Raw genomic sequence first — 13,696 nt, 5'->3', positions numbered from 1 at the left:
TCCGCGCGCCGGGGGAGAACCATCCACGGCCGTCCCACGTGTAGGGGATGGAGGTGGGTGGATGACCGCACGGGAGGCGGCCGCGGTCCCGGGGAGCCGTCAAGAGCCGGAACGCGCCGGCGTGAGCGGGGAGGTCGCGACGGGTCGGCCTCGGCTCGAGGTACTCGACGGCCTGCGGTTCGTGGCGGCGTTGGCGGTCGTCGCGTACCACTTCACCACCCTGGACCGCGTCTGGCACCGGCGGGCCGACACGATCTTCCCGGATCAGACCGCCGCCTACGGCTGGCTGGGTGTCCACCTGTTCTTCCTGATCAGCGGCTTCGTCATCTGCATGAGTAGCTGGGGACGCGGGGTCGGGGCATTTCTGCTGTCCCGCGCGGTCCGCCTGTATCCCGCGTACTGGGTGTCCGTCGTCGCCGTCTCGGTGGTGCTGACCGTTTGGCCATACGTCGAGCAGCCCGTCGGGTTGGGCGACACGCTGGTCAACCTCACCATGTTCCACGAGCCGCTCGGGGCGTCGACCGTCGCCGAGGTGTACTGGACCTTGTGGGCGGAGCTGCGGTTCTACCTGCTGTTCTCGCTTGTCGTGTGGTGGGGGTTGACCTACCGGCGAGTGGTCACCTTCTGCGTGCTGTGGCTCGGTGCGGTGACGGTGGCCAAAGCTGTGGTGGCCGACGGTCACCTCGTCCACACCGTGCTGATGACCGACTACGCACCGCTGTTCACCGGGGGTATCGGGTTCTACCTCATGTATCGGTTCCGGCCGACGCTCCTGTCATGGGGGATCGTCGCCGTCTCCTTCCTGCTGGCCGTGCCGCAGGCGCTGTACCGCACCAGCCTCGAGGCCTACCCGGGTGAGGCGGTGCCACTGAGCTGGCCGGCGGTCGTGCTGCTGGCAGTGTGCTTCCTGCTGATAGCCGCCGTCGCGCTCGGCTGGCTGAGCTGGGTGCGGGGACGCTGGCTGGTCGTCACCGGTGCCATGACGTACCCGCTCTACCTGCTGCACCTGGACCTCGGCGGCACCATGCTCTACCTGTGGCAGGGGAGCGTGCCGGCGCCACTGCTGGTGGCCACGGTCACTGGCGCGATGGTTCTCCTCGCCTGGTTGGTGCACCGGTACGTGGAACGGCCGGTCGCGCCGCTGATGAAGCGCGCGTTGCGGTGGATCTCGGCAATGGTCCGCCACCGCGTGCGGACGCTCACGCCTCGCACCGCCGAAGAACAACGGACCTGCAAGTAGCCCGCGGCCAAGCCCGCCGCGTACGGGGTGCCCGCGGCGGGCCGGTCAGGGTAGCTTCTGCAGCCCGGCGCCGGTCAGCACGTAAGCGGGGGCGATGTCGGCGGAATCTTCCTGTACCAGCTCGACCAGAGAGGTGCCGGCGGTCTCCGGGGTGACCAGCGGGCCCTGCTGCGCGAGGAAATCCTCCACGGACAGGCCGGCGCGAGCCGCGTACGCCTGGACCGCCGGGCGACCGACGCCGGTCAGCGGCGCGAACCGGGGCAGCACCGCGGTGAAGGTGATGTCCAGACCGGCGCGCTCGGCCTCGTCCTGGGCGTAGCCGGTGATGAAGCGCTGAGTGGCCTTGGCGCCGGCATACCCGCCGCTGAGCGGTGACCCGGCAAGCGCGGCACCGCTGCTGATCACGACCACCTTGCCGCCGGGCCGCAGCGGCGTGAGCAGAGCCTCGCGCAGCCAGTGGAACGCGATCCGGACATCGGTCTGCCAGTTGACCGAGAACGTCTCCCACGTCTGGTGCTGCAGCGGACGCATGTGCGGGCTTGCGCCGGCCACCAGAATGATGGCCGCCGGCTCATAGCGGTCCAGGAGGCTGCCTGCCACCGTGGCGTCACCGGCATCGACGACCTCCGGCTGGATGGTGCCGGAGCCGTTGGCCGGCTCGGGAAACGCCGCCACGGTGCGGGACACGGCGACCACCGGGGCGCCGGCCTCGGCGAAGGCCGTGGCGATCCCGTGGCCCAGGCCGCGGCTCGCGCCGACGACGATCGTGGTCCTGCCGGACAGGTCGCTCATGGAGTCCTCCAAGTCATGGGTGTCTTTCCGGGTCAAGATCATTTGAAGGTGTTCACCAAAGGGGTCTTCAGTGGTTGATGCTGCCGGCGCTGAGGTTGGCGACGGTTGCGGTCATGGCACCGGCGCGGTCGGAGGCGATGAAAGGCCGCGGCGTCGGCGGCGTCGGCGAGGGTCGGGAGCCGCTTGAGCAGCGTGCTCTGCTCGAGGACTGCCCGGAACTGGGCGGGGTGACACCGGCGGCCGGGGCGATCATGGCGAAGCTCTCCTCGATGAGCGGGGTTTCCGGGATCGCGTGGGAACGCGGGCAGACCACCCGGATGCCGGCAGGTCCCAGCTCGGCGGCCAGGGACGGGGGAACGCCTCGATGGCGGCCCAGGCCGGTGCCATCCCGCCGACCAGCGCGGCCGCCATCCGGGCGGGTGTGGCGGTCAGGGTCACGATCACGCCCGAGCACTGGCCGGTCATGTGCCGGGCCGGCGTTCTTGTTCTCCAGCAACAATGTCGCCTCCGGGGTCGCAACGAGCCGTGGCCCGCGCTTGACCATCACGAACCGCTAGCATGATGCAAGCAATCTAGGGTCCCTGCTTGCATGATGCAAGTGGTTTCTCTGGTCGGATGGAGGTGCTCGATGCTCGGCCGGACCTATGACCGGGAGAACTGCTCGGCGGCGCGGACGCTGGAGATCGTCGGTGAACGGTGGAGCCTGCTGATCATCCGCAACGCGATGTTCGCCGGGTCGACCCGGTTCACGGAGTTCCAGCGCAAGCTCGGCATCGCACCCAACATCCTGTCCGGTCGCTTGGACAGGTTCGTGGCGGCCGGGCTCATGCAGACCCGGCCGCTCACAGGAGACGCCGAGACACGCGAGTACGTGCTCACCCGTAGAGGACTCGACCTCCAAGGCGTGATCATCGCGCTCACCGAGTGGGGCGACCGTTGGGCCGCGCCACAAGGCGCGCCGATCATCTACGAGCATGAGAGCTGCGGCGGACAGGTCCACCAGCACCTGAGCTGCGCGGACTGCGACGCCGCACCCGCGCCGGCTCAGGTCACGGCGCGGCCAGGCCCAGGCATGCATACCGTCTGACCAGCCGGTCGACGCCCGACCACGGCCGCTGTCGACCTGGGGCTGGTCGCGGCGGTCATGGCGGCCGAGTTGGGTGGCCGCGGGACCGACAGTCCGGTGTGGACGGCTGGACGGTGAACCCGCTGGCCGATGATCGACGTACCGGCCGACGACGCGTGCGACGCGGCAAGCTCGCTGCCAGCCGGCCACACTTCGGATGCCGCACCGCTGTGACGACGCAGCGAGATATCGTGCGCGACCGCGGCGGCGGCGTCGTCCATGAGTCTGCGCAAGGGGATCACCGGTACGGTCAGACGGCTCGAGAACTCGAATCGGTCCAAATTGGACTCTGCCGGCTCCGCGCTTCGCCCAGCTCCTGACTACGTGAACTCTCGTTGGTGGTCTCCGCGCCAGCGTTCGAACGTCGGTGCCCGACAAGCACCGCACGGGCGGTCGCGTCCGCACGGCGCTTGTCGTTGCCGGCACTCAGAAATCCATACCGCCGGACGGGTCGGCGGCCGGAGCGGCGGTGCGGTCCGGCTTGTCGGCGACGACGGCCTCGGTGGTGAGGAACAGGGCCGCGATGGAGGCGGCGTTCTGCAGCGCCGACCGGGTGACCTTGGCCGGATCGATGATCCCGGCCGCGATCAGGTCGACGTATTCACCGGTCGCCGCGTTGAGGCCGTGGCCTGCCGGCAGGCGCCGCACCTTCTCCGCCACGACACCACCTTCGAGTCCGGTGTTGACCGCGATCTGCTTGAGCGGCGCCTCCAGCGCGATCTTGACGATGTTCGCGCCGGTGGCCTCGTCGCCGTCGAGACCGAGACCCTCGAACAGGCCGGCGCCCGCTTGGCCGAGCGCGACGCCGCCGCCGGCGACGATGCCCTCCTCGACGGCGGCCTTGGCGTTGCGCACCGCGTCCTCGATGCGGTGCTTGCGCTCCTTGAGCTCCACCTCGGTGGCGGCACCGGCCTTGATCACCGCGACACCGCCGGCCAGCTTCGCCAGCCGCTCCCGCAGCTTCTCCCGGTCGTAGTCGGAGTCGCTCTTGTCGATCTCGGCGCGGATCTGGTTGACCCGACCCGCGATCCGGTCCGGGTCGCCGCCACCGTCGACGATGGTCGTCTCGTCCTTGGTCACGACGACCTTGCGGGCCCGACCCAGCAGCGCCAGCTCCGCGTTCTCCAGCTTGAGGCCCACCTTCTCCGAGACGACCTCGCCACCGGTGAGGATCGCCATGTCGGCCAGCATCGCCTCGCGGCGGTCACCGAAGCCGGGCGCCTTGACGGCGACGGACTTGACGGTGCCCTTGAGCTTGTTGACGATCAGGGTGGCGAGCGCCTCACCCTCGACGTCCTCCGCGATGACCACGAGCGGCCGGCCGCCCCGCATGACCTTCTCCAGCACCGGGAGCAGGTCCTTGACCGCCGATATCTTCGACGCCACGAACAGCAGGTGCGGATCGTCGAGGACGGTCTCCATCCGGTCGGTGTCCGTGACGAAGTGCGGTGCGAGATGGCCCTTGTCGAAGCGCATGCCTTCGGTCAGTTCGAGCTCAAGCCCCATGGCCTGGCTCTCCTCGACCGTGATCACGCCTTCCTTGCCGACCTTGTCCATCGCCTCGGCGATCAGTTCGCCGATCGCCGTGTCGGCGGCCGAGATGGACGCGGTGGCCGCGATCTGCTCCCTGGTCTCCACCTCCTTGGCCGTCTTCAGCAACCGCTGCGTGACGGCCTCGACAGCCTTCTCGATGCCGCGTTTGAGGGCCATCGGGTCGGCACCCGCGGCCACGTTGCGCAGGCCCTCGCGGACCAGCGCCTGCGCGAGCACGGTGGCGGTGGTGGTGCCGTCGCCCGCGACGTCGTCGGTCTTCTTGGCGACCTCCTTGACCAGCTCGGCCCCGATCTTCTCCCACGGATCTTCCAGGTCGATCTCCTTGGCGATCGACACACCGTCGTTGGTGATGGTGGGCGCACCCCAGCTCTTCTGCAGGACGACATTGCGTCCCCTGGGGCCCAGGGTCACCTTCACCGTGTCGGCGAGGACGTTCATGCCACGTTCGAGCCCGCGGCGCGCCTCCTCGTCGAAAGCGATCATCTTCGCTATCGCGTGTGGTCCTCTCCTTGCGTTCCGGGGCGATCGGCGCCGCGGCCCGCGACGGCCGGATCTTGGGATCCACACCGCGCCGATCACCGGGTTGGCACTCTCGGGTTGCGAGTGCCAACCAGAGTCTACACAAATGTGCGTGAGCGCAAATATGCGTGTCCGCAATTCAACGGGTAGACTGGTGGCATGAACGACAGCGGTGGGCTGCGCGAGCGCAAGAAGATCGCCACCCGCGAGGCCCTCAGCGCGGCCGCGTTCCGCCTCGCGCTGGAGCACGGTCCGGACAACGTGCGCGTCGACGACATCGCCGAGGCCGCCGGTGTGTCGCCGCGGACCTACAACAACTACTTCGCCAGCCGCGAGCAGGCGATCGTGGCCGCGGTCGTGGCGGAGCGCGCGTTGCGGATCGGCGCGGCGCTGCGGGCCCGGCCGGCCGGCGAGCCGCTCGCCGACGCCGTTGTCGAGGCGGTGGTCGAGCAGTACTGCGAACCGGCGGGCGACGCGCTGCTGCTGATCACGTCCGCGCCTGGGTTGCGGGCCGCGTTCGTCGACGCGGTCGTCTCGATCGAGCAGCCGCTCGCGGCAGCGATCGCGGCCCGCACCGGCGGCGCCGGCGACGCCGCGACGACGGTGCTCGCCGCGGCGGTGTCAGCGGCCGCGCGCGTCGCGGTCGAGCGTTGGGTCCGGCCGGCGGGGGAGCGGGCCGGACCCAACAACCTGCTCGTCGTCACCGGAGGCTCGCTGGCCGACATCCTGCGCGAGGCGCTCGCTCACGTAGCGCCCGCGTTGGCGGCCTACGAGTCTCGACGTCAGCCGTCGTAGGTTGCCTGTTTGACGGCGAACACGTTGCGGTTGCCGGCCCCTTCTTGCAGGGTCCACAGGAGGTCGGGATTGGTTGAGTCCTCCCAGTAGGAGATGCTCTCGGCGGCGCTCACCCAGGAGTAGGTCGTCGGGCCGGCCGCCGGGGTCCAGTAGTAGAGCTGCTTTTGACCGGAGGAGGCGAACCACCATCGCCCGTTGTGCGACGCCACGCCGTTGAGCTTGTACCAGGGCAGCTTGAGGGCCTGGCTGGCCGTCGTCGATGCGGCGAACGTCGTTGCCCCGGAGGCGAACGGGAAGCGGATCGCCCGCGGTGCGCGGTTGGGGTAGGACGTGCAGCCGGACTGGCAGGTGTACTCCGTCATGACGATCGACTTGCTGACCCGGTCGAGGGAGATCGTCGACCACACGAGGTTGGTGCCCGAGGTCGTGTTCGAGGTGATCGTGCCGATCTGCGGCAGGACGTACGCGTAGTTGTGGGCGTAGTAGACGGTGCTCGACTGGCGGCCGATCTGGTCGGCGGTGCCGCCGGTGTTCGTCTTGAGGATCTTGCGCATGTCGAACACCCGCATCCCGCGACCGGTGTCGGCGACGTAGAGGTAGTCGCCGTACCACGAGACGCCGCCGGCGTGGATCGGAATGTCCTTGAAGTCAGGGGCGGAGGTGGTTCCGGTCGGCTGGACGAGGAGGACCTTGCGGTACTTGTTGGGGTACGTGGCGTCCCAGTCGACGAGCGTGATCCGGCTGCGCTCCTGGCTGCCGCCGCAGGCGTCCCTGGTGTACCAGCTGACGAGAACGAGCTGGTGGCCGTCGTAGTTGCCGCTGTTCGCCGTCCCCACCGCGTCGCGGCTGGTCGTGATGCCCTGCGGGTAGTTCCTGCAGTCGGAGTTGTCCGCGCTGTCGAACCGGAAACCGCCGGACAGGCCGCCGATGGAGAAGGATGACGGGAGCGCCGTTCGGTCGTGGTTCGCGTTGTCCATCACCGTGTGCACGGCCGCGGTCCCCAACGTCGAGACGAGCGCCGAGTTGACCGCGTCGAACTGGTGGTAGTTCGCGCTGAGCGTGTACTGGTTGGTGGGCAGGGTTGTCGGCCCGGCCGCGGCGAGGGCGGGGGTGACGAGCAGACCGGCGACGAGCGCACCGGCGGCGAGACCGGCGCTGGCGGCAACGGTGACGCGACGACGTACTGACATCAAGCCCCCTAGGTCGGAAATTAACCGATTCTAGTACACGATAGTGAGATTCTGGCCGATCAATCAACCCACCTCGGACCACAGGCCCGCCGGCGCCCGGCACCGGACGAGCCGACAGGGTCATCGGGGGTCATCGCTCGTCCCTCATCATGGCCGGTTCCACGTACTCGGCGGGTCGTGGCGGGGCCGCGGCCGCCGGAGAGTGGTCGCGCTTCGTGCGGCGGGACCAGTCGAGGTTGCCGCGGATCCAGGTCCGCATGCCGGCGAGGTAGGGGGTCAGCACCTGGGCGTGGTGGGGGTGGGCCGCCAGCAGCCGCTCCTCCGCCGCGAGGAACCGCGTGGTCTCGGCCGAGGTGGCGCGGGATGCCTCGGCCAGTGCATGCCGGCGGTCGAGGCCGCGGTGATGCTGCATCAGGTACGCGAAGTTGTGGACCTCGCCCAGGGACCGTTCCTTGTCCAGGGAGTAGATGTCGTTGGTCCAGCAGACCACGTTGCAGGCGGCGTCGAGCGTGGCGGAGAACTCCGCCGATGCGTACAGCTCGTCGGGCACGTCGAGCCGTTCGACGATCTCGATGAGGTCCATGCAGACGTAGATGGCCCCGGTGTGGCGCCGCTTCTCGATATAGGTCACCTCGTCCGGCACGACGCCGCGAACGCGGTTGCCGGCCTCCCAGACCGCCGCCGTGGTCAGGCAGTCCTCGAGATGCCGGACGAACCTCCCGCGCCACCGCGAGGTGGCGTGCGCGGCGGTGCGCCGCCACAGGTCGGCCAGTGCGGAGACAGCGGACGGCGACTCGCCGCCGTCGGCGGCGGACCCGCCCAGGTCCGGGCTGTTCAGCACGGCTCGCATCTGCCCGACCGCCTGCTCGACGGTGCCGAGGCTGCGGCCGACGCTGCCGTCGTCGAGCTGGTCGTCGACCAGGAACAGCCAGCCGAACCAGTCGGCCACGATCTCCAGCCCGCGGCGGTCCGCGGTGGGGTACACCAAGGAGGCGAACCAGCCGAAATCCGCCCGCTGGAACCGCTGCCTGGCTGACTCGCGGCGCACCAGCCCGGTCCGGCCGACCCAGTCGGCCAGGTGTTCGCGGGCCTGCTCCGCGTGCGGACTCTCCCGGTAGGGAAAGGGGCAGTAGATTTCGTCCGTCCGAGCGGCATCCCCGTCGCCCGTGGTGGTCATCGGCGCCGCTCCGGCCGCAGGTGGATCCCACCCTTGGGGTGGAGCGTGATCAGTCCCTCCGGATGCACCTCGGGCGCGCCCTCGGGCATCACGAGCCGGTGGCCGCGGGCCACGGTGGCGAGTACCAGGGTGAGCTCGGTCAGCGCGAAGTGCTTGCCGATGCAGATCCGGTGACCGCTGCCGAAGGGGATGTAGGCGTGCTTGGGCCGCTCGGCGACGCGTTCCGGGGTGAAGCGTTCGGGAACAAAACGTTCCGGGTCCTCCCAGAAGTCCGGATGCCGGTGCAGGAAGTAGCTGTTGATCAGGACGTTGGTGCCGGCCGGCAGCCGGTGCCCGTCGATCTCGTCCTCCTCGCGGGCGCGCCGCATGAACTGGTAGGCCGGGGAGTAGATGCGCAGCGCCTCGTCGATGACCATCCGGGTGTAGGCGAGCCCGGGCAGGTCCGCGAAGTCCGGCACGACCCGGTCGCCGAGCACCGTGTCCACCTCGTGGTGCAGTGCCGCTTCGGCATCTGGGTGCCGGGCCATCAGGTAGAACACCCAGGACAGGGTGTTGGTGGTGGTCTCGTAGGCCCCGATGCAGATGTTGAGCACCTCGTGGTGGAGCTGCTCGAGGTTCATGCCCCGGCCGTCCTCCTCATCCACCGTGTGCAGCAGCAGGGTGAGCAGGTCGCTGTCCTTGTCGGTGCCGGCCTCCTCGTCCAGCCGCTTCCTGATGAAGCCGGAGACGAACGCGTCCATCTCGTCGATGGCCCGCCGCAGCCGCCGGTGGCTCGGGGTGGGGACGCTCAGCGGTGGGAAGGGAAAGCGGAAGAACGCGCCGAGAATGGCGTTGGCCGACTGGAACGCCCGCTCGAAGCCCTGCGCCGCCGTGCCGACCTCGGCACTGAACAGCGAGCGGTTGACGATTCTGAGGGCGAGCTGCCCGATCTCGTGGGTGACGTCCAGCGGTGCCTCGGGATCCGGCCGGCGTGCCCAGCGCTCCAGCATCTGAACGGTCTCGTCGGTCATGTTGCCCGCGAAGCGACTCACCACGCGCGGTGTGAAGTGCGGCGCCATCATGCGGCGCTGCCGACGCCACAGCTCCATGTCCGGATTGGCGATCAAACCGTTGCGCAGCACGGGCCGCACCACGCGGAAGATCACGGCGTCCTTGTCGTAGTTCGCACCCTTGTCCACCAGGATCTGGCGGATGTAGTCGGGATGGTTCACCAGCACCATCGGGATGCCGAGTGGGCGGAACCGGAAGATGTCGCCGTACCGGTCGATGCCGCTTCGCAGAAAGGAGAGCGGGTCGCGCTTGAATGCAAGCGTGCCGCCGATTCCGTCCCTGGTCCTGATCGTGGGAATGTCCTCCAGTGTCGCGTGATCCTGTGCCTTTGCGTCCGCTGTGGATCCACGTGGTTCCTGGCAAGGCGGAGGAAAGCCGCTCGTACTGGGTGTACTTGGGTTTTTCTCCAACGCGGCCAGGGGCCGCGTTGGCCGCAGCGGCGTCAAGGTTTCAGGGTCACGCGACACCAGGTGGTGGTCGCGTCGTTCGCGGGGTGTGTTGGGCATGGTTGAAGAATCCCGGCTGCGGTCCTTCACGTCGACCCGGGCCGTCAGGACCGGCGGCGAGATTTCCCGCGCTTGCCACCTTGAGGTGCGCCCGAACCTCGCCGCCGGCGTCCGCTGGTCGACTTGTCGCCCGCGGCCTTCCGCACATCGACATCGGGGCGCTTGCTCCTCGCCGGTGCCGGTGGTCGCCCCCGCGTGCTGTTGCCGGTCCGCCCGCGGACGATCCCGATGAACTGCTCTATGACATCGGTGGTCTCGTCCTCCAGCCACGACAGCGCGACGCGTGACTCCGGAACGTCCGAGACCGGTCGGTAGGTGAGGTCCCCACGGTGGTGCAGTCGCGCGAGAGACTGCGGGACGACGAGCAGCCCCACTCCCGCCGCCACCAGTTCGATGGCCTCCCCTGTCGTGGCGGGGCGCCGGATCGCCTGCCGTCCGGGCGGCCGATCCCAGTCGAGGGTGTCGTCAAGGGGGTGCAGCACAACGCCGTCGACCACGTCCGCGACGGATACCTCTTCGGCCGCGGCCACGAGGTGGTCCTTCGGGACCACTATCACGGTCGTCTCGGTGTAGAGAGGTATCGCGTGCAGGCCTGTCCGATCGATCGGCAACCGCAGGAGGACCGCGTCGGCGTGGCGGTCCCGCACCATGTCGGCAGCTTCGGCGGCGGGCACCTGGATGAGGGTCAGCGGGACGTCGGGCGACGGCTCGTTCCAGGTCCGCACCCACTTGGTGGGCGTCACCCCCGGGACGTACGCGAGCCTGAACGACGGCGGCACGTCCGAGCCTGTCACGAGGCCAGATTACCGGGCGTGAGCGGAGTTGGCGCACCTGCCCGATACCCTTGACGTCATGACGTCGCACAAGACGCCCCAGACGATGAAGCCCGCGACCGCGGCGAAGAAGCTGGGCGTTTACCTCGAAGCCACCCCCGCGGAGTTCCAGGAGGGTGTCGTCTCGCGCGACGAGTTGAACGCCTTGCAGGCCGATCCGCCCGAGTGGCTGCGCGAACTGCGCCGCAACGGCCCGCATCCCCGGCCGGTCATCGCGGCGAAGCTGCGCATCTCCATCAGCGGTCTCACGCGTGGGGGAGTCACCGACCCCCTCACGACAGCGCAGATCGACGCGTTGAAGGCGGACAGTCCCGACTGGCTGCGGCGGGAACGCGCCACCCAGACCGAGGTCAGGAACGAAGCGGTGCGCATCGAGGCGGCGAAGGCGGAGCCCCGCCGTCCGCGCTCCTGACAGAGGCATCACCCGGCCGCCGGTCTCCTCGCCGGCCTGGTCGCCGATCCGCTCAGGCCGGTTTGCGGGCGATGCCGAGAACGTGCGCGTGGGCGGGAACGAACCGCAAGGGCGCGTAGGAGAACCGGTCGAGCTCCTCGACCTCGAACCCGGCCGACTCGATGGCCGTGGCCGTGTCGCGGTTGAGATGGCAGCCGCCACCCCCGAGGGACCACGCGGGCGTCACGACGTCCTGCAGCAGGCCACGCCATCGACTCGCGGAGCGGACGTGCTCGAAGAAGCGCAGCTCGCCACCCGGCCGGAGGACCCGGCGGAGCTCCCCGAGCGCGGCCGGGACATCCGGGACGGAGCACAGCACCAGCGAGGTGACCGCGGCGTCGGCGCAGCCGTCCTCGGCAGGCAGGGCGCCGGCGTGTCCGGCCACCAGCCGGATCGGTACAGGGGAGCGTGCCGCGCGCTCCTCCGCCATGGCGCGCAGGATGTCGTCCGGCTCGACGGCCACGACCTCGGTCACGGTGTCGGGGTAGTGGCTGAAGTTCATCCCGTTGCCCGCGCCGAGCTCGAGCACCCGGCCGGAGAGCCCGGCCAGTGCCCGGTCCCGGTGTTCGGCGGTGCCCCGGGCCTCGGACTCCAGGCTGATCCTGGCGTAGGCCTTGGCGAAGCGCGGATGCTGGTACCGCGACAGGTCGGCCACCGGTTTCCCCCGTCTCTAGCTACCGCACAGGCACGGACATGGAGGCACCGTAACCGACCCGGTGGCCGGTGATGAAGATCGTCGCCACGTACCGGGCTGGACCGGGGGAGTACCGTCCTTCGGTAGATCGTGGCCGACGAACCCAGCCACGCGAAACCCGTACGGAGCACACGATGTCCAAGCGCACCAGCAAGAGGGCCTCCCGTCGCAAGAAGTCCGCGAACCACGGCAAGCGCCCGAACGGCTCATGAGCCTCGCCGCTCGACTTGAAGATCGTTTCTGCCGCTGATCGCTTCCGGTGACGTCCCGCCAATTGCTCTCGTCCAGCACGAGCTCGGCTGCCTCGACCAATGGATCGCACGGGTTCGAGCACAGTCCGTGGTCTTTCGCCACGCAGCGCTGACGCTCTCGCTGGTTCCCCACCGGGCTCAGTCAACTTGATTGATTCCAGAAACTGGGCCACACTTCGGCGTGTGCCGACGACTTCGGACTTCGAGCGCATGTTGCGCGGGGTTGCTCTGCGGGTGACGCGTCCTCGGGTAGCGGTGCTGGCCGCGGTGAACGACCATCCGCACGCCGACACGGACTCGATCATCGGTATCGTGCGCAAGGGTATCGGCGGGGTGTCCCACCAGGCCGTCTACGACGTGCTCCGCGCGCTGACCGCCGCGGGTCTGCTGCGGCGCATCGAGCCGCCGGGCTCCGTGGCGCGCTACGAGGCGCGGGTCGGGGACAACCACCACCACGTCGTGTGCCGGTCGTGCGGTGCCGTCGCCGATGTCGACTGCGCCGTCGGCGCCACGCCCTGCTTGACCGCGTCCGACGCCCACGGCTTCGTGATCGACGAGGCCGAGGTCATCTACTGGGGCCTGTGCCCCGGCTGCTCCACCGCAACCAGTTCCTGAGCACACCCTCTTATCCTGGAAGGATTCCCGTGTCTGACAGTCCTGACGCCGTCGTTGGAGAGATGAACGAGGAGAGCGCCGGCGGGTGCCCGGTCTCGGCCGGGCGCTTCCAGCACCCGACCGAGGGCGGGAGCAACCGTGACTGGTGGCCGAACCAGCTCAACCTGACGATTCTCCGCAAGCACCCCGCCGCGGCCAACCCCATGGGCGGGGACTTCGACTACGCCGCCGAGTTCAACACCGTGGACCTCGACGCCCTGGCGAGGGATGTCGACGAGGTGCTGACGACGTCGCAGGAGTGGTGGCCTGCCGATTTCGGCCATTACGGGCCGTTCATGATCCGGATGGCGTGGCACAGCGCGGGCACGTACCGCATCGACGACGGCCGCGGCGGTGCCGGTGCCGGCATGCAGCGCTTCGCGCCGCTGAACAGCTGGCCCGACAACGGGAACCTCGACAAGGCGCGCCGGCTGCTCTGGCCGGTCAAGAAGAAGTACGGCCGCACGATCTCGTGGGCCGACCTGATGATCTTCGCGGGCAACCGCGCCCTGGAGACGATGGGCTTCACGACCTTCGGCTTCGCCGGTGGTCGGGCGGACGTCTGGGAGCCCGACCAGGACGTCTACTGGGGTCCTGAGCGCACCTGGCTCGGCGACGAGCGCTACTCCGGTGACCGGGCGCTCGAGACCCCCCTGGCCGCCGTCCAGATGGGCCTCATCTACGTCAACCCCGAAGGCCCGAACGGCAGCCCGGACCCGCTCGCCGCGGCCCGGGACATCCGCGAGACGTTCCGGCGCATGGCGATGAACGACGAGGAGACCGTCGCGCTGATCGCGGGCGGGCACACGTTCGGCAAGACCCACGGCGCGGCCGACCCGGATCAGTACGTCGGCCCCGAGCCCG

14 protein-coding genes are annotated in these 13,696 nt (G+C 69.3%); 6 read left to right on the top strand and 8 right to left on the bottom strand.

Annotated features, from left to right (window positions below; translation table 11 throughout):
• Nucleotides 1–61 precede the first annotated feature (61 nt).
• Nucleotides 62–1,240: an acyltransferase gene (locus GEV28_RS18905; protein ID WP_291413411.1), complete on the top strand. Its 1,179-nt coding sequence runs from the start codon at nucleotides 62–64 to the stop codon at nucleotides 1,238–1,240.
• A 45-nt stretch (nucleotides 1,241–1,285) separates the two neighbouring features.
• Here the strand turns inward: GEV28_RS18905 and GEV28_RS18900 are convergent, their stop codons facing one another.
• Nucleotides 1,286–2,032: an SDR family oxidoreductase gene (locus GEV28_RS18900; protein ID WP_291413410.1), complete on the bottom strand. Its 747-nt coding sequence runs from the start codon at nucleotides 2,030–2,032 to the stop codon at nucleotides 1,286–1,288.
• Between the two features lie 67 nt (nucleotides 2,033–2,099).
• A complete protein-coding gene (locus GEV28_RS18895) occupies nucleotides 2,100–2,579 on the bottom strand; it encodes a hypothetical protein (RefSeq protein WP_291413409.1) in 480 nt (159 codons plus the stop codon).
• Between the two features lie 81 nt (nucleotides 2,580–2,660).
• Here GEV28_RS18895 and GEV28_RS18890 point away from each other — a divergent pair, with 81 nt between their 5' ends.
• Nucleotides 2,661–3,119, top strand: coding sequence for a helix-turn-helix domain-containing protein (locus GEV28_RS18890; protein ID WP_291413408.1), 459 nt, complete (start codon nucleotides 2,661–2,663; stop codon nucleotides 3,117–3,119).
• 465 nt (nucleotides 3,120–3,584) lie between these two features.
• Here GEV28_RS18890 and groL read toward each other — a convergent pair whose 3' ends face one another.
• Complete coding sequence (gene groL / locus GEV28_RS18885; RefSeq protein ID WP_291413439.1) at nucleotides 3,585–5,204, bottom strand: chaperonin GroEL; 1,620 nt, start codon at nucleotides 5,202–5,204, stop codon at nucleotides 3,585–3,587.
• A gap of 186 nt (nucleotides 5,205–5,390) precedes the next feature.
• Here groL and GEV28_RS18880 point away from each other — a divergent pair, with 186 nt between their 5' ends.
• Complete coding sequence (locus GEV28_RS18880; RefSeq protein WP_291413407.1) at nucleotides 5,391–6,026, top strand: TetR/AcrR family transcriptional regulator; 636 nt, start codon at nucleotides 5,391–5,393, stop codon at nucleotides 6,024–6,026.
• Here the strand turns inward: GEV28_RS18880 and GEV28_RS18875 are convergent.
• The 4 genes from GEV28_RS18875 to GEV28_RS18860 form a co-directional block, all read right to left on the bottom strand.
• Nucleotides 6,014–7,216 carry a hypothetical protein gene (locus GEV28_RS18875; RefSeq protein WP_291413406.1) on the bottom strand — a complete coding sequence of 401 codons (1,203 nt, stop codon included), beginning with the start codon at nucleotides 7,214–7,216 and terminating at the stop codon, nucleotides 6,014–6,016. The genes GEV28_RS18880 and GEV28_RS18875 overlap by 13 nt on opposite strands.
• A 130-nt stretch (nucleotides 7,217–7,346) precedes the next feature.
• A complete protein-coding gene (locus tag GEV28_RS18870) occupies nucleotides 7,347–8,393 on the bottom strand; it encodes a hypothetical protein (RefSeq protein WP_291413405.1) in 1,047 nt (348 codons plus the stop codon).
• Nucleotides 8,390–9,949: a cytochrome P450 gene (locus GEV28_RS18865; protein ID WP_291413404.1), complete on the bottom strand. Its 1,560-nt coding sequence runs from the start codon at nucleotides 9,947–9,949 to the stop codon at nucleotides 8,390–8,392. Before GEV28_RS18865 ends, GEV28_RS18870 begins: the two co-directional genes overlap by 4 nt.
• Nucleotides 9,950–9,993: 44 nt before the next feature.
• Nucleotides 9,994–10,743 carry a LysR family substrate-binding domain-containing protein gene (locus GEV28_RS18860; protein WP_291413403.1) on the bottom strand — a complete coding sequence of 250 codons (750 nt, stop codon included), beginning with the start codon at nucleotides 10,741–10,743 and terminating at the stop codon, nucleotides 9,994–9,996.
• A gap of 58 nt (nucleotides 10,744–10,801) precedes the next feature.
• Between GEV28_RS18860 and GEV28_RS18855 the strand changes: the two genes are divergently transcribed.
• Nucleotides 10,802–11,194 (top strand): DUF5997 family protein, encoded by a 393-nt coding sequence (locus GEV28_RS18855; RefSeq protein ID WP_291413402.1) that lies wholly within the window; start codon nucleotides 10,802–10,804, stop codon nucleotides 11,192–11,194.
• Nucleotides 11,195–11,246: 52 nt separating this feature from the next.
• On the opposite strand, the gene GEV28_RS18850 is transcribed toward GEV28_RS18855, so the two are convergent.
• Nucleotides 11,247–11,888 (bottom strand): class I SAM-dependent methyltransferase, encoded by a 642-nt coding sequence (locus GEV28_RS18850; RefSeq protein ID WP_291413401.1) that lies wholly within the window; start codon nucleotides 11,886–11,888, stop codon nucleotides 11,247–11,249.
• Between the two features lie 473 nt (nucleotides 11,889–12,361).
• Here GEV28_RS18850 and GEV28_RS18845 point away from each other — a divergent pair, with 473 nt between their 5' ends.
• Together GEV28_RS18845 and GEV28_RS18840 are read left to right on the top strand one after the other, a co-directional pair.
• On the top strand, nucleotides 12,362–12,793 hold the full coding sequence (locus GEV28_RS18845) for a Fur family transcriptional regulator (protein WP_291413400.1): 432 nt from the start codon (nucleotides 12,362–12,364) through the stop codon (nucleotides 12,791–12,793).
• 29 nt (nucleotides 12,794–12,822) lie between these two features.
• On the top strand, nucleotides 12,823–13,696 hold an 874-nt coding region (locus tag GEV28_RS18840; protein ID WP_367115128.1), incomplete at its 3' end, for a peroxidase family protein.

This window comes from Actinophytocola sp. (assembly GCF_009379765.1).
GTDB lineage: Bacteria > Actinomycetota > Actinomycetes > Mycobacteriales > Pseudonocardiaceae > Actinophytocola.
Note: the sequence above shows the minus strand (reverse complement) of the source record. Positions and strands in the feature narration are given on the sequence as shown.

What these genes read in the sequence shown, in the direction of transcription:
- GEV28_RS18905 (WP_291413411.1), top strand. Translation starts at nt 62, where the DNA reads ATGACCGCACGGGAGGCGGCCGCGGTCCCGGGGAGCCGTCAAGAGCCG.
- GEV28_RS18900 (WP_291413410.1), bottom strand. Translation starts at nt 2,032, where the DNA reads ATGAGCGACCTGTCCGGCAGGACCACGATCGTCGTCGGCGCGAGCCGC.
- GEV28_RS18890 (WP_291413408.1), top strand. Translation starts at nt 2,661, where the DNA reads ATGCTCGGCCGGACCTATGACCGGGAGAACTGCTCGGCGGCGCGGACG.
- GEV28_RS18880 (WP_291413407.1), top strand. Translation starts at nt 5,391, where the DNA reads ATGAACGACAGCGGTGGGCTGCGCGAGCGCAAGAAGATCGCCACCCGC.
- GEV28_RS18875 (WP_291413406.1), bottom strand. Translation starts at nt 7,216, where the DNA reads ATGTCAGTACGTCGTCGCGTCACCGTTGCCGCCAGCGCCGGTCTCGCC.
- GEV28_RS18870 (WP_291413405.1), bottom strand. Translation starts at nt 8,393, where the DNA reads ATGACCACCACGGGCGACGGGGATGCCGCTCGGACGGACGAAATCTAC.
- GEV28_RS18865 (WP_291413404.1), bottom strand. Translation starts at nt 9,949, where the DNA reads ATGCCCAACACACCCCGCGAACGACGCGACCACCACCTGGTGTCGCGT.
- GEV28_RS18855 (WP_291413402.1), top strand. Translation starts at nt 10,802, where the DNA reads ATGACGTCGCACAAGACGCCCCAGACGATGAAGCCCGCGACCGCGGCG.